Origin of the sequence: Corynebacterium tardum, from assembly GCF_046717785.1 — a bacterium.
GTDB lineage: Bacteria > Actinomycetota > Actinomycetes > Mycobacteriales > Mycobacteriaceae > Corynebacterium.
In genome coordinates, this window is record NZ_CP177104.1 from 2,528,909 (window position 1) to 2,548,899 (window position 19,991).

Annotated in this window: 11 protein-coding genes; all 11 read right to left on the reverse strand. The window is 63.4% G+C overall.

What is annotated here, in order from left to right; translation table 11 throughout:
- Positions 1 to 13: 13 nt before the first annotated feature.
- Positions 14 to 1,230, reverse strand: a protein-coding gene (locus ACLI1P_RS12110; RefSeq protein WP_411709000.1) for an IS3 family transposase whose coding sequence is annotated in 2 segments (ribosomal slippage) — positions 14 to 969 and positions 969 to 1,230 — 1,218 coding nt in all. Because the reading frame shifts where the segments join, the coding sequence is not laid out codon by codon here.
- The gene (locus ACLI1P_RS12115) at positions 1,178 to 2,821 is read right to left on the reverse strand and encodes an ATP-grasp domain-containing protein (protein ID WP_411709001.1); all 1,644 of its coding nucleotides are present in this window, start codon (positions 2,819 to 2,821) and stop codon (positions 1,178 to 1,180) included. Before ACLI1P_RS12115 ends, ACLI1P_RS12110 begins: the two co-directional genes overlap by 53 nt.
- A gap of 64 nt (positions 2,822 to 2,885) precedes the next feature.
- Positions 2,886 to 4,076: an MFS transporter gene (locus ACLI1P_RS12120; protein WP_411709002.1), complete on the reverse strand. Its 1,191-nt coding sequence runs from the start codon at positions 4,074 to 4,076 to the stop codon at positions 2,886 to 2,888.
- Between the two features lie 613 nt (positions 4,077 to 4,689).
- Positions 4,690 to 6,237 carry an acyl-CoA carboxylase subunit beta gene (locus ACLI1P_RS12125; protein ID WP_042532625.1) on the reverse strand — a complete coding sequence of 516 codons (1,548 nt, stop codon included), beginning with the start codon at positions 6,235 to 6,237 and terminating at the stop codon, positions 4,690 to 4,692.
- Positions 6,234 to 11,045, reverse strand: coding sequence for a beta-ketoacyl synthase N-terminal-like domain-containing protein (locus ACLI1P_RS12130; RefSeq protein WP_411709003.1), 4,812 nt, complete (start codon positions 11,043 to 11,045; stop codon positions 6,234 to 6,236). Before ACLI1P_RS12130 ends, ACLI1P_RS12125 begins: the two co-directional genes overlap by 4 nt.
- A gap of 215 nt (positions 11,046 to 11,260) precedes the next feature.
- Positions 11,261 to 13,120: a FadD32-like long-chain-fatty-acid--AMP ligase gene (locus ACLI1P_RS12135; RefSeq protein ID WP_411709004.1), complete on the reverse strand. Its 1,860-nt coding sequence runs from the start codon at positions 13,118 to 13,120 to the stop codon at positions 11,261 to 11,263.
- Positions 13,121 to 13,242: 122 nt separating this feature from the next.
- Entirely contained in the window at positions 13,243 to 14,196 is a 954-nt protein-coding gene (locus ACLI1P_RS12140; RefSeq protein WP_408932390.1) for a cutinase family protein, read from the reverse strand.
- A gap of 54 nt (positions 14,197 to 14,250) precedes the next feature.
- On the reverse strand, positions 14,251 to 14,751 hold the full coding sequence (locus ACLI1P_RS12145; RefSeq protein ID WP_411709005.1) for a hypothetical protein: 501 nt from the start codon (positions 14,749 to 14,751) through the stop codon (positions 14,251 to 14,253).
- Between the two features lie 3 nt (positions 14,752 to 14,754).
- Positions 14,755 to 16,737, reverse strand: a complete 1,983-nt coding sequence (locus ACLI1P_RS12150) for an alpha/beta hydrolase-fold protein (RefSeq protein ID WP_411709006.1) — start codon at positions 16,735 to 16,737, stop codon at positions 14,755 to 14,757.
- Positions 16,738 to 17,001: 264 nt separating this feature from the next.
- Positions 17,002 to 18,060, reverse strand: a complete 1,059-nt coding sequence (locus ACLI1P_RS12155; protein WP_296134397.1) for an alpha/beta hydrolase — start codon at positions 18,058 to 18,060, stop codon at positions 17,002 to 17,004.
- Between the two features lie 133 nt (positions 18,061 to 18,193).
- A complete protein-coding gene (locus ACLI1P_RS12160) occupies positions 18,194 to 19,972 on the reverse strand; it encodes a hypothetical protein (RefSeq protein WP_411709007.1) in 1,779 nt (592 codons plus the stop codon).
- Between the last annotated feature and the right edge of the window lie 19 nt (positions 19,973 to 19,991).

Sequence of the window (19,991 nt, forward strand, 5' to 3'; positions counted from 1 at the left end):
AGCTACCTAGTGGTTAGGCAGCTATTTCTTTTCTACTGGTGGTTAGACCAATGTGGTTTTCGAAGTCGACGGGGCTGACCATCCCGAGTGCAGAGTGCCGGCGTCGGCGGTTGTAGACGACTTCAATCCAGTAGGCAACGGCCTTGCGTGCAGCATCACGGGTCGCCCAGCGCTGCCGGTCATAGAATTCAGTCTTTAGCGTCGACCAGAACGACTCAGCCATCGCGTTATCGAAGCACACACCAGTACGCCCCACAGACTGGGCAATGCCCAGGTTGCGGCAGACCTCCCAGAGCTTCTCACTGGTAAATTGCGTTCCGCGGTCAGCGTGAAACACCAGCCCATCAGGAACATCACCGCGTAGCGTATGCGCCATCCGCAGGGCCCGTTCAACCAGGTGTGTGTCTTGAACGCTATCCATAGCCCAGCCCAGTACCCTGCGGGAATGACCATCGCGGACCGCGCACAAGTACAACCAGCCCTCACCGGTGCGCAGGTAGGTAATATCTGACATCCACACTCGGTTGAGCTGACCAGTATCAAACATGCGCTTGACCAGGTCAGGAAGAGTTGACTTACGCTTGGCTTGAATCGTTGTCACCGGGACAAAGGCACGCGGTGAAATCCCTTCAATGCCCATCATGCGCATCCGTTTAGCCACAGTCTTGCGATTCAAGGTGATCTGGTAGCGCTCGGCAAGCTCTGCGGTGATCCGCGGAGCACCATAAACCTCATCGGAGTCTTTCCAAATCTGATGAATCTTTCGGTCAACATCATCGTAAAATGCTGCCCGATCATCTTCGCCGGATAGTCGTTTCTGCTGCGCATGGGCCCATTTGTAGTATCCAGACCGAGATACTTTTAATAGTCGTGCCATGCGCTTGATGCTGTAGTTCGCCTTCTCCTGCTGCATTAGTTCGAACTTTTCTGCTCGCGTTGCTTCGCGGCGAAGAAGGCTGTCGCTTTTGACAAAAACTCGTTATCCATCTTGGCTTCTGCCAGCTCCCGGCGCAGACGAGCATTCTCAGCTCGGAGGTCAGCCTCGCTCATCCCATCGGAGGATCCTCGGCGTTCACGTTCGAGTTTGACCCACCGGCCCAAAAGCCCGGCGGAAACACCGATTTCCTTAGCCACATGAGCGATCGGTCGCTCTGACTCGATTACCAGGTTCGCGGCTTCACGCCGGTACTCCGACGTGTACTTCTTGCGCTGTTGACTCACAATGAACATCCTCTCTTACGGACACAAGATCCGTACAAATAGGGTGTCCACTAAACGAGGGTAACCTCACCATCTGCGGTGCGATACTTTGCACGGCCTTTCGCATCTCAAATTTGTTCCGTGCCTTCAGAGCAGCGGCCTGCGATGGTGCAGGAAGGCCGAGTTTATCGGCAAGCAAGGACACCGTTTCGACATCACGATCGCTGAAAGTGACAACTCCACGGATGTCGTAGCGAGATGACAACTCATCCACTGCTGCAGTGACAGCATCTTGGTCATTGGTATCAAGCTGCACTGTCTCTACGATGCCGGCAGGTCGAACTTCCTTGTCAGTGAGAAGCACCGCACCATCAGATGCTTCGAATGCTGGTGTCCATTCCGCGGCAGTCCTCCGGTGATTGAGGTAGAGGACTACATCGTTGGCCATGTTGAAACGAACCTGCGATGCGCGGCGAACTGCGTCCGCACGCGTATCAGCTTCCACGAAACCTACTCTGTCCCACGAGCATGCTAGTTCGGAGACCCAGGTATTCGGTTCGACTGTGATAACGCACTGTCCCGTTGGATCTTCAATGCTCCGTACCAAACCCCGCGGTGCATGAATGAAGCGAATAGCTGCTGAAGAACTAGGTTGTTGTGGCACTGAGACCGCATATTGGCACAGTGCACGTGCCCACTGCTCATAGAGATTTACTCCCCACGCCCGATCAATGAGAAGCATGATTCGGTCGCCTGGTGGGCGGCCTGCACATTCAATGGGTGTGGTGCCCTTGAATTCGGCATGAAGTAGAGCGGTCTGTACCCCCAACTTCGACACCAGATCCCGCATGGCCTCCTCCACCCCAGGATTGTGCTGTCCTACTTCGTGTCCTAATTCCACGGCACCGCTAGTCTCTTTGCTCGTAATGTTCAGGAACACCACATCACCATCGACTACGAGGCATTCGGCCGACGTCTCATCTCCCTCTATCAAGCTCTCGCAAATGTAGCGAGTATCCCATGGTCGGCCCGCTTCCTGGCGAGGTTCGCGTGCGGTCGACGTATGAGTCCACGCCTTCGAAACGTCTTCAGATGAACGAATGATTGAGACACCAAGTGAGGCTTGACGGTTCGCTGGCTTAATCACACAGGGCGGCTCGAAGATGTCGCTTTCGCTCTTGACCTCAGTCCATTGAACTCCGCCCACACAACGGCGGAACGCAATTTTATCTCGCAAGGGAGCATCTTCCCCTGCATGCGGCAGGCCCACGGCGCGAGCTGCAGCATTAGCGGCGCCCACGGCATACTCCAAGCCCGGCACGATGCCATCGACATGCGTATCCTTTAGAATCTCACGGATACACTCGATGGCTGCAGGAGAATTGTTCTGGTATTCGCACCATTCCCACCGTGAAAGAACAGATCGAATTCGAGGATCAGTAGATCGCTTTTCGAGTCCCTTCTTTTCATACAGTGAACGCTCCTCCACCACGATGACGCAGAATTCTGTGTTTGCCTTGGCAACAGCGCAAAGGGCCTCGTGATTATAGCCAAACATCACTAGCGTCAGCGTTCGAGGAGACCTGCCGGAACCATCTGCAAAGCGTTCGTTCAATTTCATATTCATCGCCTTCTCATTGATCTGTTTGTTGGTTTGTCAGTTCTCATTGTCAATAGCCGCGCTCTCAATGCTTAGCCGAGGATGGAACCTTGTCGCATTGTTTAGCGTCATGTTCTCCACTCATTAAGCGCACAACAAAGCAGCAGACAATAAGCACGGCAGCAGACAACGCAATCCATTGAGGAGCAACGATGACACCGAGCCCAAGACCGATTCCTTCCCCAGTGGCAACCACTAACTGTCGCGCCTGAACCGCTTCTAAAGAACCAGTCATTGGTAACGAAAGAAGCGCTGCATCCACTAGCGGAATAAAAAGAGTCTCCGCGAAAGAAAAAATAAAGATCCCAAGAAAAGGATTGATTTTGACCGCGACCAGGGCAATTACAAAAACTAAAGGAGAAACCAGCACCAACGTCTGATTCGATAGTCCGCTGTCTCGTGCTTTCTTAATCAATCGCGTGCCCAGAGGCTGAAGCAGCACCACCGAAAGGGCATTTACCGCAAATACCGCTCCTCGGATGACCGGCGACGTGTAATGCGCACTGACTGCTACCGCTATGGAAGAAAAGAGCTGACTATAAAGCATGTAGCCAACCACCACGCCGAGAACAACCCATCGCACAGTTGCCTTGCCTAGGGGCTGAATTACCCTACGAGCAAAGGAACCCCGAACATCAGCTTTCCGAGGTCTTAGCTTGTATGACAACGTCAACGCCGGTACAACTGCAGCGGCCAAGTAGCACGCAGCGGCATAAAAAAAGATCACATTCGACGTCGCTGAGAACAAGACATTGCCGATGACTGGCCCGACCGCTGCCGAGACGTTCACCGCAATATTGATCGATCCAAAAATCTCTAACTTAGTCGTCTCAGATGCTTCGGATTCAACAAGGTAGTGCCGAATACTCGATCCATTCATGTTTATTCCTGCTCCAGCCAAGAGCAAGGCAACGATGAGTATCGCCACATTAGGCTGCAATCCGATAACAAAGAAAGAAACTGCCGCAGCAACTAGACCAATCTGCATGGCCGCAGCGAAGGGGAGCAGCCGTAGGATTCTCCCCATCACCAAGGTTGATGCTCTTACCGAAATGCCGAAGGCAGCCATCGCACAACCAGCGATGAACGGAGAAACCTTATCGGGAAGCCAGAGCGCCAGAATCGGCATCACAGCGAAGTAGCCGAGATGCGACAGAAAATAGTCAAACACAAAACTGTACCGCGCCAGCCGCGTCACGCGTGCGTCAACAACCATTTGCTATCCCATCGCCCAGGGATTCAGGTAGCCGACAGCTATCAGCGGAGAGCCCAGCCACAGATGACTGCTCCAACAGCGCGCTGACTTTTAATGCTAACGCCATAGGGCGATCTCCCTGTCTCTCCCAACAAAATCCTGATAGTGAGCCACCTTACATCGAGCTTCGTATAGTGTCTTCTACTACGCGAGATTTTCTTTATTTACTTTGAGCAAGCCATCGATTGAGATCGTCCAAAAGACCAAACAGTGGCACCTCCGAATTGTCTTGAGTTCGCCCTACACAAACCCGATGCCGTCGTGTTCACCAGAAACCGCCCATTTAGCGCAATAACGAAGCACCCCTCCGCAGGGCCCTAAGGAGCCGTGCGGAGGGGTGCTATTAGCGTGGGACTTACTTCGAGCTCAGGGAGGAGCCGGAAACGGTAACGCCAGCCCGATTGAGCAGCATGATGACGAGGTTGATGATGTCGCCACCGAGGTCAATAACGCTAGAGAGCATGATATTTCTCCTTTATTCGATTACCTAGACTTTATGTCTATCGTGCGAGGATGCCCTCGACGTTACGCCCCTGCAAGAAAACCGGCATACAGTCGGGGAGCACAACCGGCGCTAGAGCGGGGAGATGGTGTGCTTCTTCGGCAAGTCCTTCTCCTGCTTATCAGCCAATTGGCGCAGCGCACGGCGCAGGGCTAGGCGCGACTCAGAGGGCTTAATCATGCCATCGAGGTAGCCGCGCTCCGCAGCAACATAGGGAGCGGTCATGGTCTCGTCGTAGAAGTCCATGAACATCTTCTTCGTCATCGCGCGCTGCTCCGGGGTCTCGGCGGCCTCGAGCTGCTTGCCGGCAATCATGACCACGGCGGCGGCCGAGCCCATCACGGCAATCTGGGCCGTCGGCCACGCCAGGTTGATATCACCGGTCAAGTTCTTCGAGCCCATCACGGCGTACGCGCCGCCATAGGCCTTTCGCACGATGAGCGATACCTTCGGCACGGTGGCCTCCACCACCGCAAACGCGAACTTCGCGCCGCGGTGAATCAGACCGGCCTTCTCCTGGTCCACGCCCGGCAGGTAACCCGGCGTATCCACCACGAAGACCAGCGGGATGTTGTAAGCATCGCAGATGCGGATAAAACGCCCGCCTTTATCGGCAGCGTCCGCATCGATACAACCCGCCGAATGCATCGGGTTATTCGCCACAAAGCCGACGGCCTTGCCATCAATGCGGCCAAAAGCAGTGATGACGTTGGGGGCGTAGTTTTCCTGGATTTCGATGAGCTCGTCATCGTCGCCAAGCTGCGTCAGCAGGTCCATCATGTCGTAGCCGGCGTTCGTGTCATCCGGCATGAAGGAATCCAGCTCAGTATCCTGGGCCACCTCCTCGTCAGACGGCGCGTCGAAGACAGGCGCCTCATCGAAGCAGGTCAGCGGAAGGTGGTCCAGCAAATCGCGCACGAGATCGAAAGCATCATCCTCCGAGGGCACCACGACGGAGACGTTGCCGTTAAGCTCCTGCTGGCGCGCGGAGCCCAAGTCGTGGGAAGAAATCTCCTCGCCCGTGACCTCCTTGATCACGTTCGGGCCCGTCACGTACATCTCCGCCTCACCGTCGACGGCGATGATGAAGTCCGTGGTCACCGGCGCATACACCGCACCACCGGCGGACTTGCCCATCATGATGGAGATCTGCGGGCTGCGGCCACTAAGCGGCAGCTGGCGGCGGGCAATCTCGGAGTACATGGCCAGTGACGTCACCGCATCCTGGATACGCGCGCCGCCAGAATCCTGGATACCGATGACCGGGCAGCCAATCTTGATGGCCAGGTCCATGATGTCGGTGACCTTCTTACCAAAGGTCACGCCCACGGAGCCGCCGTACACAGTTTTATCGTGCGCGTAGATGCACACCGGGCGGCCGTTGATGCGACCGTGGCCGGTGACCACGCCGTCGGAGTAAATCGCGTCCGGGTCGCCGGGGGTCTTGCCCAGGGCGCCGGTTTCGACGAAAGAGCCTTCGTCGAGCAGCGCGGCGATGCGTTGGCGCGGCGTCGAGCGGCCGGCCTCGTCGCGGCGGGCACGGGAGCGCTCGCTACCGGGGTCCTGGGCGCGCTCGAGGCGCTCGCGCAGGTCCGCTAGCTTGTCAGCGGTGCTAGTCACTTGCGAATCTTCTCCTCGATCCAATCCTCCATGTGCTTGCCCACGATACCGATTGCCGGCTCATCGGGAACCGCCAGGTGATCGCCGGGCAGCTGCACAATCTCCAGATCCTTCACGATAACGCCCCAGCCGCCGTCCGGGTTAATCTCCGCATACGCCGGCTCAAGCTCGATGGCGCCGTCATGCATGCGCTCGGAGCGGAAAAGCAGCACCGGCACGCTTACCGACGCCCACCTTTCCATATCCAGCTTCCCCAGAATCTGGTTGTCCACGAAGGACGCGCGCTGGTGCTCGAGTACGCCGGCGGACAGGCCGTGCTCGGAGGCGTCGGTGGAGGTGAGGAACTCGGCGAGCATGGCCATGAGCGCATCTTCGCCGACGGTTTCCAGCATCTCGTAGGGCGGCTCGAAGTCGAGGCCGTAGGTCTTCTTGGCAAAGGCCGCGTAGCGGCCCCAGCGCGCCTTGGTTTCCTCGAGGGTATCGGGCGCCGGGTGCGCGGGCTGGGTGGTATCCAGCAGCGCGATGAAGGCTACCTCGGCGGAGTCCTCACCGCGCGAGCTACGTTCTTGCAGCTGGTAGGCCACCTCGTAGGCTAGCGCACCGCCGAAGGACCAGCCGCCGAGCACGACCTTGCGGCCGCGAGCGTAGCGCAGGATGTCCTCGATGTAGGCCGCGGCGCGATCCTCCAGGCTGCCCTCGACGCGCTCGACGCCATAGACTGCGACGTCGGCAGGCAGGCGGCGGGTCAGCGGCTGGTAGACCACCGTGGTGCCGCCAGCCGGGTGGAACATGAAGACGGCGGGGCCGTCAGCCTCCCGCAGGACGCGGATGTTGCCCTCGACGTCGGTCTCAAGACCGCGGCGGACCATGTCTGCCAGCGGCTCCAGGGTCTCGGCGCCGCGCACGTCCGCGGTGGTGACCTCGACCCCGGCGCGCTCGGTGAGTCGCTGGGCAATCTGCTGGGCCACGTCCTCGGACACTTCTGGCAGCGCGGAGGTCACGCCGGCCGCGGCCTTACCGGTGAAGGTGGCCCAGGTGCCGAAGACCATGCGCTCGGAGGCATCGCGCGGGGCCACACCCACGCCCTCGCCTTCGCGCTCACCGTTGTCGGCCTCGTCCGCAACGCCCTTCGCGCTCACCGTGGCGGCTTCTGCGGCGGAGTCCTCGCCCTCGGTGAGCGCGGAGGGCGCGGCGTGTGCGGTAGCGGCGTGAGCGTCAGCGGCGTCGGCCGGCGCGCCGGAGACGGCGGTCTCGACCATGGTGATGACGTCGGCCAGGGAGGCGTCGCGAAGCGCCTGCACCTGCAGCGGCGGAATCTGGAAGTCATTCTCCACGCGGTTCTTGATGCGCATGCCCATGAGCGAATCCAGGCCCAGGTCAATGAGCGGCAGCTCGCGCGGCAGGTCGGAGACGTCGTAGCCCATGGACTCGGAGACGATGAGGGAGAGGCGCTCCTCCACGGTCTCCTTCTCCGGGTCCCAGCGCACGGCGTCGACGCCCACCTCGGGGTCGGCGAACTTCGGCGCGGTCACGGCCTGCTGCAGGCTCGGCTCGGGATCGGCGGCAGGCGCCGCGAGGTTGAGCGTGGAGGCAAAACCCTCCGCGATGAGCTTGGTCGTCGCACCATCCACGAAGTGCACCGCCACGGACAGCCCGCCCAAGGTGCGGCGAATAACGGTGGTGACCTCGCCCTTCGCGGGCAGGTCCGTGTGCTCCTCGCTGGCGGCGATCTGCGCGCCCGGGTTCACGGCCTCCGCCGCGGCCTCCAGGATGGCCAGGGCACTCGGCGCCTGGTCCGCGTTGGTGGAGAAGGCCACGGTGCCGTCCGGGAGGGTAACGCGCGCGCCCGGCAGGCCGGAGACACCGGCTGAGGGGCGGGCGTTGGTCCAGAAGCGCTGGCGGCGGAACTGGGTGTGCGGAACGGCGACCTGCGCACCGGAGCCGAAGACCTTGGTGTAGTCCACTGGGGCACCCGCGGCGTAGAGCTTGGACAGCAGGTCCAGCAGGGACTCGGTGGGGTCCACCTTGCGCTTGAGGCTGTAGAGCAGCTGCGCATCCGCCTTGCCCACGGCGAAGGCGGTGGACATCAGGCCCATGAGCGCAATCGGGTTCGGGGAGATCTCCACAATCTGCGTGTGGCCGGCGTCGAAGGCGGACTCGGTGGCGTCCTGCAGGTAGACCGCGTGGCGGGTCATGCGGATCCAGTAGTCCTCGTCGTGCACCACGGCACCCGGGCGGTAGGCCTTGCCACGGTCGACGGAGGAGAACAGCGTGGTGTGCAGCGGGCGGGCCTCCACACCGGCGATTTCGGCGTAGAGCTCACCCAGCAGCGGGTCCACGGCGGAGGTGTGGCCGGCGGCCTTGACGTTGAGCGCGCGGGCGAACTTGCCCTCGCCGTCGAGCTTCTCCACCAGCGCGAGGACCTCCTCGCGCGGGCCGCCGACGGTGGTCATGCCGGGGCCGGTGTAGACGGCGGGCTCGATGTTTCCCGGTAGAGCGTCGATGTCGTCCGCGGAAAGTTCGACGACGGCCATGGCGCCCTGTTGGTCGTCGGAAAGCGAGGCCTCGCCCTCCCCCATGAGGCGCGCGCGGTGGCAGGCGATGAGCATGGCATCCTCGGCGGAGATACCGCCGGAGGCGTAAGCCGCGCCGATTTCACCCATGGACATGCCGATGACACCGGCCGGGCGGACGCCGAAGCTGGCGAGCAGGTCCGTCAGCGCAATCTGGATGGCGGTAATCGCCACCTGCGCGGTCTCGGTGCTATAGTTCTGGGAATCATCGTGGACGAGTTCCAGAATGGACCAACCGGACTCATAGGCCACGATGGCGTCGAGCTCCTCCAGGCGCTGCGTGAACAGCGGGGAAATCTCGATCATGTCCTTGGCCATCTTGCGGTGCTGCGAGCCAAAGCCGGAGTACATGAAGACGGGGCCGTGGACGGAGGGCGAATCCGCGGCGGCGATGCCGACGGACACGGTGCCCTCCGCTACCTGGCGCAGGCGCTTGACGGCTTCCGCGCTTGACGACGCCATCACGACCGCCCGAGAGCGGCCATGGTTGCGGTGGGACAGGGTACGGGCTACGGAGAGGAGGTTGGGGTCCTCGGCCTCGATGTAGTCCGCCAGCGCGGCTGCGGCGGCCGCGCGGCGCGAGGGCAGCAGGCCGGAGACCGGCAGGGCCACCGGCTGGCCCTCGCCGACGGCAACCTGCGGGGCATCGGTGTGGGTCAGCCCGCGGTAATCGGTGAGGACCACGTGGGCGTTGGTGCCGCCGAAGCCGAAGCCGGAGACACCGGCAACCTTCTGGCCGGAGTACTCGGGCCACTCGCGCGGGTCCTCGACCACTTCGAGGTGCTCGGCGTCGAAGTCAATGTAGCGGTTGGGGCCGGCGTAGTTGATGCTGGGCGGGATGACGCCGTGGCGCATACCCTCGATGACCTTGATGAGGCCGACCACACCGGCGGCGGACTCGGAGTGGCCGATGTTGGTCTTAGCGGAGCCCAGAAGAGTCGGGGTGGCGGCCTGGCGGCCGGGGCCGAGCACGCGGCCCAGCGCGGTGGCCTCGATGGGGTCACCCAGGATGGTGCCGGTGCCGTGGGCCTCGACGTAGTCCACGTCCTGCGGGCGGATGCCGGCGTCGGCGTACGCGCGCTCGAGGACGTCGACCTGTGCCTCCGGGTTCGGGGCGGTCAGGCCGTTGGAGTGGCCGTCGGAGTTGACGGCGGAGCCCTTGATGACGGCGGCGATGGTGTCGCCGTCGCGCTCGGCATCGGCCAGGCGCTTGAGCACGAGCACGCCCGCGGCATCCGCGCGGACGATGCCGTCGGCGTCGTCGGAGAAGGCGTGGATAGCGCTCGTGGGCGAGGTAACGCCCAGCTCGCTAAATCCAATGGAGGCGTGCGGGGCGGCCAAAATATTGACGCCGCCGGCCAGGGCCACGTCGGCCGCGCCCACGCGCAGGTCCTTGACCGCCTGGTTGACCGCCACGAGGGAGGCCGAGCAGGCGGTGTCCACGTTGATGGAAGGACCGCGCAGGTCGAAGGCGTAGGACAGGCGGTTGGCGATGATGGCAGAGGACGTACCGGTCATGGCGTAGGGGTGCATCTCTGCCGGGTCGGCGGTGATGAGCATGCCGTAGTCGTTGTTGGTGGAGCCCATGTAGACGCCGGTGGCGGTGCCGCGCAGCTGGTTGGCGGGCACGCCGGCGTCCTCGAGAGCCTCCCAGGCCACCTCGAGGAGGATGCGCTGCTGCGGGTCCATGTTGGCCGCCTCCAGCGGGGACAGGCCAAAGAATTCGGCGTCGAAGCTAGCGATGTCCTCGAGGTAGCCGCCGTCGGTGTTCTGCTGCTCCATCTTCTCGCTAGTAACCGGGTCGGCGGAGTACTCCGACCAGCGGCCGACGGGCAGCGGGCCGGTGCCGGGGCGGCCTTCGGCGAGCATGTCCCAGAACTCGGCGACGTTGTTGGCGCCCGGGAAGCGGCCGGCGTAGCCGATAACGGCGATGTCGCCGCCTTCGATAAGCGGCTTAGCCGGTGCGGTCTCTCCGGCGCCAGCCTGGGAAGCGCCCGCGGCCGCGCCGTTGACTAGGCGGTCCGCCAGCTGCGCGATGGTGGGGTACTCGTAGGCCACGGTGGGCTCGAGCTTAATGCCCAGAAGGTTTTCTAATTCGCCGGAAAGAACCACGGCGTCGCGCGAGGACAGGCCGAAGTTCTCCAGCGGCTTGGTGTCCGTGATTTCCTCTGCGGAGAGGCCGGTGGTCTGCGCTACCCAGGTGCGCAGCCAGCCACGAAGCTCTTCAACGGTCATAAATCTCTAGCTTTCTAACGCGGACAAAGTGCAAGGTTGTCGATTTTACGCAGCACGAAGGCGCGTGTGACGACACGTATATACGGGTTATCGAATGATTATCCCACTTTGTTAACTTCTGCTTCATAACCGACATACCGTTAAACTCCCCGACCTGCGAAAACCTCCGTCCGGAGGAGGACGGAGGTCGGCGCGTGAACGGAGGTCTTAAGAGGCTACGAGGCCAAGTACTCCTTCTTGGCCACGCGGCGGGCGATCTTGCCCGAGGAGGTGCGCTTAATCTCGTTGGCGTTGAACCACTGAATGGCCGCCGGGGTCACACCGTGGTGCGTGGACACGGCAGAGCGGATGGCCTCGGAGGCGGCGTCGTCCTCGGCGGGGCTGGCACCATCGGCGCGCTCGATGAGCAGCACCAGCTCCTCGGTGTTGCTGCCCTCGACGGAGAAGGCCGCGATGGAATCAGCGCGCACGTGCGCGGAGGCCTCCTGCACGGTGCCCTCGATATCCTGCGGGTAGTGGTTGCGGCCAGCCACGACGATGAGATCCTTGAGGCGACCGGTGATGTAGAGCTGGTTGTCCACAATCGCCCCCAGGTCACCGGTGGCCAGCCAGTTGCTGTCCGCCGGGGCGTCCGGCACGCGGGTGCCCTCCGCCAGGCGCGTGCCCAGCGAGTTGTGGAAGGTAGCGGCCGTTTCTTCCGCGCGGTCTAAGTAGCCGGCGGCGCGGTTGTCGCCGTGGAGCCAGATTTCACCCACTTTTCCGTCGGCAAGCTCGGCGCCCGTCTCCGAGTCCACGATGGTGAGATACTGGGCCACCACGGTCTGCCCGCACGAGGCGTAGGCCACGGAGTCCGCGGACTTGTCTACGATGACCGCCTCCCCCTGCGCCAGGCGCTCGCGGTCGAAGTGCGAGATGAGCGGGCGCTCCGGGGTCTGCGGGGTGGAGACGATGAGGGAGGCCTCCGCCATGCCATACGACGGGCGCAGGACCTCGCGGCGAAGGCCGTATTCCTCCTTGCCGAAGGTCTCCCAGAAGGAATTCACCGCGGACTCCGTCACCGGCTCCGAGCCGATGATGATGCCGTCGACGTTGCTAAAGTCCAGCTCCTCGCCGGCCGCGGGCGCGCCATAGCGAGCCGCGAGCTCGAGGGCGAAGTTGGGGACCACGGCGTAGGTGCCCTTGAGATGAGAATCAATAGGCTGGCGCTTGATCTGGTCGATCCACCGCTTGGGCTGCTGCACAAAGTCACGCGGGGTCATGATCTCCAGGTTGAGCCCCAGGATGCTGGCGAAGACCGCCAGGATGATGCCCATATCGTGGTGCATGGGCAGCCAGGAGACCACGCGTGCCGGCAGCTCAATCTTCACCGAGGTGAAAATCTGCAGCACGTTGGTCATGATGTTGCGGTTGGTGAGCAGCACGCCCGCCGGGGTACGGGTGGAACCGGAGGTGTACTGCAGAAAGGCCGGGTGATCCACCGGGTCGGTCTCGAGGGCGGCCACGGCCGCCTTGCCCTCCTCCGTCTCCAGCGGATTGACCCAGCTAGCAGCCAGGGTGTCCGGCAGGGAATCAATCGAGATGATGCGCGGGCGCTCGGCAGCCGGGCGGTCCGCAAAGTAGGCGCGGTTGGCTGCCGCCGAAACGTTGTTGGTGAGCACGATGGGCGGGTTGGCGTCCCCGAAGACAGCCCGCAGGTGGTCGGTGTGGCCCGGCTCGTTCGGGTCATAGAGCGGAATCGGCGTCATACCGGCGTACAGGGCGCCGAGGAAGCCAAAAACGTACTCCGGGGAGTTGCCCGCCAGGATGGCCACGCGGTCCCCCATACGTCCCACCTGCTGCAGGCGCGCGGCCACCACCTTAATGCGGGTGTTGACCTGGGAGCGGGTGACATCGCGCGGGGTGCCCTCCGGATTGTCGCTGTACACCCACTGGCGCATGACCGGCCGGTCCGGCACGCCCGCCTGCTGCTCCATGCCGTAGATGTGCTCCGCCAGGCCTGCCAGCGTGAGGTGCGGCGGGAGGGCGATAGCACCCTGGTCATCGAAGAACTGGCCAATCAGGGCTTTGAGATCCATAGCGAGGAGACTCCTTCGTTGTTAGCGGGTGTAGATAGCTCGCGTACTTTTGACACTGAAAATATCAGATGCGAGTGCCAGATTGTTACAGGGCGCGTTAAAAAATTGTCGGCGCCGGTGCGCTACTGGGCGTCGATGACGTCCTTCGCCCACTGCGTGACCCACTGGTTGGCCGTCGTGCCCTCGATGACGTTGGGGTTGGAGGCGTACATGGCGTGCACCCCGTTGGCGTCGATGAGGTCCTTGGCGCGGCCCAGTCCGTTGCCGGCGTCATGCGGGGCGTCACAGATGGAATCGTTCGGCGCGCAGATCTGGAACGTACGCTCCGCCAGGGAACCAAAGCCGTTGGGACGCGCGCCGCGCATGGTAGCACCCGGCACGATGCCCTGGATGAGCGTGGACACCGGCTGCAGCGCAATCTCCGCGCCCACGCCGCCGACCTGCACGCCCGGGTTCACACCCACGCCGTCTTCCCGGCGACCGTCCGCCACCAGCGCCACGCCCGCCACGGCATCCGCCGGAATGGGGCCGTTGTCACCGCCGATGCGGTCCGCCACGTCGCCCACGATGACCGCGCCCTGGGAGAAGCCGCTGAGCAGGAACTTCGTGTTCGGGCAGACCTCGTGCATGTGGGTCAGCTCGCCCTCGAGGCGCGAGGTGCCCTCATCGCGGGACTCGTCGTAGCTCATCTCCTGCTGGGCGTTGATGTTCTTGAACTGCGCGGTGTACGGCAGCGTCCACACCTTGACGTCGCCCGGCGCGTAGGCCTCCTTGAGCGGGTTGGTGATGGAGAGCATGAAGGAGTTCGGGTTCGCGGTGGGGTTGATGGGGTCGTCGTCCGGCGCGGACTCCCACGTGCCCGGCGCGGAGATGAACTCGACGCGCGGGCAGGCATCGTCCTGCGGCGGCTCCGGGTTATCCTCACCGCCCGGCACCTCGCCGCCGGGGGCTTGCTCGGTGGGCGTCGGGTCCGCGATGACGTCCGCCGCGTCGCGGTTCTGCAGGAAGTGGACCGCTCCCCCGCCGATGATGGCGAGAACAACGACGACGGCTAGGACGGTAAGTGTTTTACGCATAGGGGAATGTGTACCTTAAAAAGGTGCGGGATCCCCTGAGGGATCCCTGGAAAACTACTGGGCGCAGAGCGCACGGCCGCGCTCGGTGATGAGCTGAATCAGCTGTTCGTGGCTGAGCTCGCTGCGGCCCTGTTCGATGAGCTGGCCGGCCACCGCGGGGACGGTAACGCTGTCGCCCTGGCAGGCGGCCTGCGCGGCGCCAACGAGCTGGTCCTCGACTCCCTCGGTGTTGACGCCGCCCTTCGTCACGGCGTCGAGGAACTCTTGGTTCGGGCCGCCGGACGAGGAGGGCGAGGGGATTTCGGAGATCTCGCGGGCGCCGCGGTCCTCTGGCTCGTCGCTTGGCGCCGCGCTGGATGATGCCCCCTCGGAGGAGCGTCCGGCGGACGACTCCTCTGAGGCAGTGCTTGCCGACGCCGCCGTGGATCGCTCCAGCGGTGCCACCGACGTATCGGTAGCGGTGGAATCATCCACGGTGGCGGAACCACCGCAGCCGGTGAGCAGCGCGCCGGCGGCGAGCAGTGCCGCGGCCGCGGGAAGAAGGCGGGTGTGCATGGCTTACTTCTTGTCCGCCTGGACGTTGCCCATGACCTTGCGGATGACGCCGTGCTGGAAGGTCTGGGTCAGACCGCCGGCGGCGATCTCCGTGTAGTCCTCGGTGGGCCAGCCAAACTCGCCCTGCTCATAACCGCGCTTGCCCCACTCGTCAAAGATATCGCCCTTGAGGATGTAGTGCGCGCCGGAGTCCATGGACCAGTAGATGTTGCCGTGTTCGAACTCCTGGAAGAAGCCGCCGTTGACGGCCTTTTCCTCGCCCACCGGGTAGCCCAGCGGGGACTCGGCGGCGTTGAGCTCCTTGTACTTGGCACCGATAGCACCGTGTACCACGTGGAAGGAGCCGTCCGGGTTGTGGGTGAGCACGCCCTCCTGGAACTCCTGCACGACGCCGTCGCCCACCTTGCGGACGTCGGACGTCGGGTACTTGAGGTCACCCATCTCGAAGCCGTTGTTACCCCAGGCGTCGTAGAGGTCCTGCGGGATGGGCCAGGCGCCGGTCTCCGGGGTCCAGTAGATGGAGCCGTGCTCAAAGCGCACGAAGCGGCCGTTGCCGTCGAGGGTCTTCTCCTCGCCGGAGGTGGGGAAGCCCAGCCAGGAAGTCGGGCCGCCGATCTCGGAGTAGCGGGCGCCGATGCGGCCGACCACCGCGTGCGCGCCGGTCTCCGGGGACCAGTAGGCGGTACCGGCCTGGAAGTCCTGAGCCTTGCCGCGCTCAGCCACGTCGTACTCGTTGTTGACGCACTTTCCGATAATGCCGGACTTGGTGGCTTCCGCGATGGCACCGACAGGCGTGCAGTCCGCGCCGCGGTCGCTCTCGTCCAGACCCAGGGCGTCGGCGATGTACGGCCAGGCCTCGGTCATCTCGAACTGCCAGTACTCCCAGCTGTGGACGCCGGACGGGCGGAACTTCACCACCGGCTCCACGCCGGCGCGCTTGGCGTAGTCCACGAAGGTCTGGGTGGACATGCGGGAGATGGCCTCCAGGCCCACGCCGGCCATGTTGGCCTGGCCCTTGGCCACGGAGCCGATTTGGCCGTAGTCGTCCTTGCCGTTGCCGGCGGAGACGTAGACCTTCATGTCCTTGAGGTTTTCAATGCCCAGCTTCGGATCGTGGTCGATCCAGTCCTGGGAGTAGGGCTCGCCCCACATGTTGGAGGAGGTGTATCCGCCGGCGTCGGCCTGCGCGGCGGTAATGGCCTCCGGCATGCCGGTCGTGGTGGTGTCCAGGTAGCCGGAGAAGGAGCCAACGAACTTGAAGGCCCACGGGTTGCGCTCCGCCAGGTTGATGGCGGCGGTACCGCCCATGGAAATACCGGTCACGGCGCGCTCGCCGTTGGAGCGGAAGGCCTTCTCCATCACCGGGATGAGCTCGCGGGTCAGGAAGGTCTCCCACATGTAGTGCTTGCCGTTGTCTTCCTTCTGCCAGTCGGAGTAGAAGGAGGACTCGCCGCCCACCGGCATGATGAGGTTGACGTTACGGTCAGCGTACTGGGACAGGATGTTGGTCTCGATGGTCCAACCGGACTCGTCGTCGCGGGCACGCAGGCCGTCGAGCGCCCACACCTCCGGGAACTTCTTATCCGGCTGGGAGTACCAGTCGCGGGCGAGCTGGATCTGGACTACCTGCTCCTTGTCCGGCATGGCGGCGGACTTGATGTAGACCTTGAGGAGGCGGTTGGTCAGGTACTCCACGCGGGAGACCTCCACGCCGTCCGGCAGGCCCTCGATGTCCGGGTAGTCGGTATCGATGGGGGTGCGCTGCGGCGGATCCGCCGGTGCGAAGGAATCGGAGAAGTTGGAGCTGCCCAGCATGTCGGTCAGCCCCTGGCTCGAGCCATCCGAAGACTGCGCGTTAGCCATAGGCAGCAGCGCCAGGCCAACGGCGACGGCGGTGGGCAGTGCGGCGATGGTCAGGCCCTTGCGGGCGGCAGACGGGGAACGCAGGCCGGCCTTAGTGGACCGGGAAGACGCAGTTTTCGGCATTGAACATTCCTTGCGAGGTGTCGAGTAGGGGGCGCGCTGCATCGAGCGGGCTCCGCAGGTTCCCCTCTTGCGGAACTCGCTGCACTGCAGACGCGGTGAGCGGTCTATCGTGAACTCAAGTTTAAGTTGAACTTGAGACTTTTTCTAGAGGGACACGCCCAGACTATTTTCCCTACACACAACAAAAAAGCCGGCCCCCTCCCTTCCTTCCGGGTGGGAAGGAAGGCAGTGGGGCCGGCCGGTGCTCTGCAGGCGCAGAAGCTTTTACCAGGCGTTCATCACGTTAAGAACCTGCGGCTTGGTCATCTCCAGCTGGTAGCCAAACTGCTCCCAGTTGTGCAGACCCTGCGGCGGGTAGCTGGTCTGCAGGCGCACTCCCGACGCACGGGCGCGCATCTCCCAGATGCGGGTGGAGGCGTTGGAGAAGAACTCCAGCGCCGAGCCGGCGGCGATGTGCTCCGGCTTGTAGCGAGCGTTATCGATCGGGCCCGGCACACCCGACGCCGCGGAGACAAACACGTCGGTGCCGTTGGCGGCCAGCTCGGGGATCAGGTTGAACGGGTCGTTGCTGAAGCGCTTCGGGCTAATCAGGGAACCGTACATAGCGTTGATGTTGAAGCCGCCAGCATCGAGCAGCGCGAGGCGCATGAAGGTCTGCGCGCCCGGCAGCGTGGTGGTGAGGAAGCCGGAGTAGGACATCACCTGACGGAACTGCTCCGGGTGCTTGCCGGCCAGGGTGATGGCCGCGGTGCCGCCCATGGACAGGCCCGCGAGGGAGTTGTTGTTGCGGGCCACACCGAAGTTGGACTCCAGGTAGGCCGGCAGCTCCTGGGTTAAGAACGTCTCCCACTTGTAGTTGACCGGCTCCACCAGGTCGTAGGTGGCCGGGGCGTTCCAGTCGGCGTAGAAGGACGCCGCGCCGCCCACCGGCATCACCAGGGTGATGTTGTGGTCCACGTAGGTGTTCGCCGCGTTGACGTCGTTGACCCAGGCGTTCGTGATGTCGGTGGCACGCAGGCCGTCCAGCAGGTAGAGGCCGGCGTTGCCGCCGTTCTTAGCCGGCTGAATCTGCACCGGGATGTTGCGGCCCATGGCCGGGGACCAGACATCACACCGCTGGACCCAGTAGCCCACACGGTCCCACTCGCAGGCGCCGGTGGAATCCCCACGCAGCCAGTCGCGGTTCGCCGCGGAGGCCTCCTGGGTTCCGGCGGTAACGGCGAGGCCCATCGCCACGGCGATGGCAACGAGGACGCTCACGACGCGCCCGCGGAAGGCAGAGCTAGCTGCGCCCGCTGGGCCTACTGTGCTTACTGCGCTCATTTTTCTCCTTAACGTATGTACTGACACTTCCATATCGCCAACACGCCAGCGATTGTTACAGTTCAATAACTAGAATCCTGGTTAGCGTATCCCATCGGCGCGCGTTTTGTCTCCTCCGCGGGGACAAGGCCCCCTACCCCACGTAGTGCGCGGGGTCCGAATCGAAGGTCAGGGTGCGGCCCTTCGTCAGGGAGAACTTCAGGTTATCCACAAACCTTTCCCAGGTCAGTGGGGCGCTGTAGGAATCGCGCAGTTCCTTAAAGTCTTCGGTCTGCAGCGCCTCGCGCGCCGTGCGGACTTGCTCCTTGTCGAACCACGGGGGCAGATATTCCACATCCGAGCCGGTTTGGGCCGCCTGCCATTCCAAGCCCAGGGACTTGTCGTGGCCGATGCGCCCGTTCTCCTCGCGCGGCATGCGCGCCGACAGCGGCGTGGCTAGGCCGACGCTGTCGTAAACCCGGACGTCGAGAGGCGCGTTCATCGAGGTCATGCCCAAGTTGATGAGGTAGAGCGTGGGCGGCTCCGTGCGGCCCTCCGCGCGCGGCACGGTGAGCCAGTTGAGGATGTCGCGCTCTTGATCCTCGACGTAGATGGTGGCGAAGGCGTCGCCGGCGGAGAGCTTCTGCGCGGCGTCGGTGTAGCCGTGCATAAACTTCATGTTGAGGTAATCGTGCGCGGAACGCGGCGGGTGGCCGGGCTCGCGGCGGGTGGCGTAGGTCCAGAAGTCACGCTCGTCCACGATGTTGAGCGGCTGCTCGTAGGCAGTCCAGTCCGTCGGGTGCCCGCGCAGGATGATGACCAGCGCCCACACCGCGCAGGCGGCCGCAGCCAGCCACGTGACCAGTCCCTTAAGCGGCAGAACGAACACCGGCAGCAGCGCGGCGAAGAGCGGCAGGAGCAGCATGCGGCCGTGCATGAAGTCACCGCCCACGCGCAGCACGTAGACGGTGTGCACCGCGGCGGCACCGAGCATCAAGTACGTCACGGCCGCCGGCGTGCGCAGCCCGGCCGGGCGCAGGTGCTCCCGGAACGCCCATACCCCGGCGCCGAGGAGGACCAGCACGGGGAGGTACAGGGCGTAGGGTCCCACGAAATCGGCGAGGTAGTTAAAGCCGCTACCCCACGCGCTTGACGACGCCGACTTGGCCACCGCCGTGTGCGGCGTCACCAGGCCGTAGTAGCCCATCCGGAAAATCTGGTACGCCAGCGGGATGGGCAGCGCCACCGCCAGGATTCCCAGCCAGGCCTTCCAGGAGCGGTGCGCCGCCAGCAAGAGCAGCCCGGCCAGTCCGCCGTAGAGGGCGAATTCCGGGCGCACCAGCCAGGACAGGCCGGCCCACAGCGCCAACCAGTAGGTGATCTGACCGCTGGTGCCCTCGGCCCAGCGCTGCAGCAACACCCACAGCACAGCCAGGTAGAAGATGGCTAGGCCCCACTCCAGGCCGGAAGTGAAGAAGTCCCGCGCCGGCGGCAGTGCAAGGTAGACCAGCGCGCCGGCCGGCGCCACCAGCGGCATGGTAGTCGCGGCGTGGCGCGAGGTGTACTCCCCCGCGTCCGCCTGGGAGGTGCGGAAGAGCGAGCGTGCGGTGCCCCAGGCGCCCAGCATCATCGCCGCAATAGACAGCAGCAGGCCCAGGTTGACCGCAATGGCCTCCAGCGGGGCGTTCGTTATCCAGCTCACAAGCAGGATAAGGTACTGCCACAGCGTGGAAGTATTGGCTTCCACGCGCTCGCCCACGTTGAAGACCGGACCGTTGCCGGCTTCGAGGTTGCGCACGGTGCGCAGAACGATGAGCCCGTCGTCAGAGATCCAACGGCGGACGAACCCGCCCCACAACGAGAAAACCCCGATCACGAGGACCGAAGCGAGCGCGCTGAACGCTGCCAAAGTACGTGAATCGGGTTTTCGCATGGGGAGTGAGTCTAGCACT

What these genes read in the sequence shown, in the direction of transcription:
- ACLI1P_RS12155 (WP_296134397.1), bottom strand. Translation starts at nt 18,060, where the DNA reads ATGAGCGCAGTAAGCACAGTAGGCCCAGCGGGCGCAGCTAGCTCTGCC.
- ACLI1P_RS12140 (WP_408932390.1), bottom strand. Translation starts at nt 14,196, where the DNA reads ATGCGTAAAACACTTACCGTCCTAGCCGTCGTCGTTGTTCTCGCCATC.
- ACLI1P_RS12150 (WP_411709006.1), bottom strand. Translation starts at nt 16,737, where the DNA reads ATGCCGAAAACTGCGTCTTCCCGGTCCACTAAGGCCGGCCTGCGTTCC.
- ACLI1P_RS12135 (WP_411709004.1), bottom strand. Translation starts at nt 13,120, where the DNA reads ATGGATCTCAAAGCCCTGATTGGCCAGTTCTTCGATGACCAGGGTGCT.
- ACLI1P_RS12145 (WP_411709005.1), bottom strand. Translation starts at nt 14,751, where the DNA reads ATGCACACCCGCCTTCTTCCCGCGGCCGCGGCACTGCTCGCCGCCGGC.
- ACLI1P_RS12160 (WP_411709007.1), bottom strand. Translation starts at nt 19,972, where the DNA reads ATGCGAAAACCCGATTCACGTACTTTGGCAGCGTTCAGCGCGCTCGCT.
- ACLI1P_RS12115 (WP_411709001.1), bottom strand. Translation starts at nt 2,821, where the DNA reads ATGAAATTGAACGAACGCTTTGCAGATGGTTCCGGCAGGTCTCCTCGA.
- ACLI1P_RS12120 (WP_411709002.1), bottom strand. Translation starts at nt 4,076, where the DNA reads ATGGTTGTTGACGCACGCGTGACGCGGCTGGCGCGGTACAGTTTTGTG.
- ACLI1P_RS12130 (WP_411709003.1), bottom strand. Translation starts at nt 11,045, where the DNA reads ATGACCGTTGAAGAGCTTCGTGGCTGGCTGCGCACCTGGGTAGCGCAG.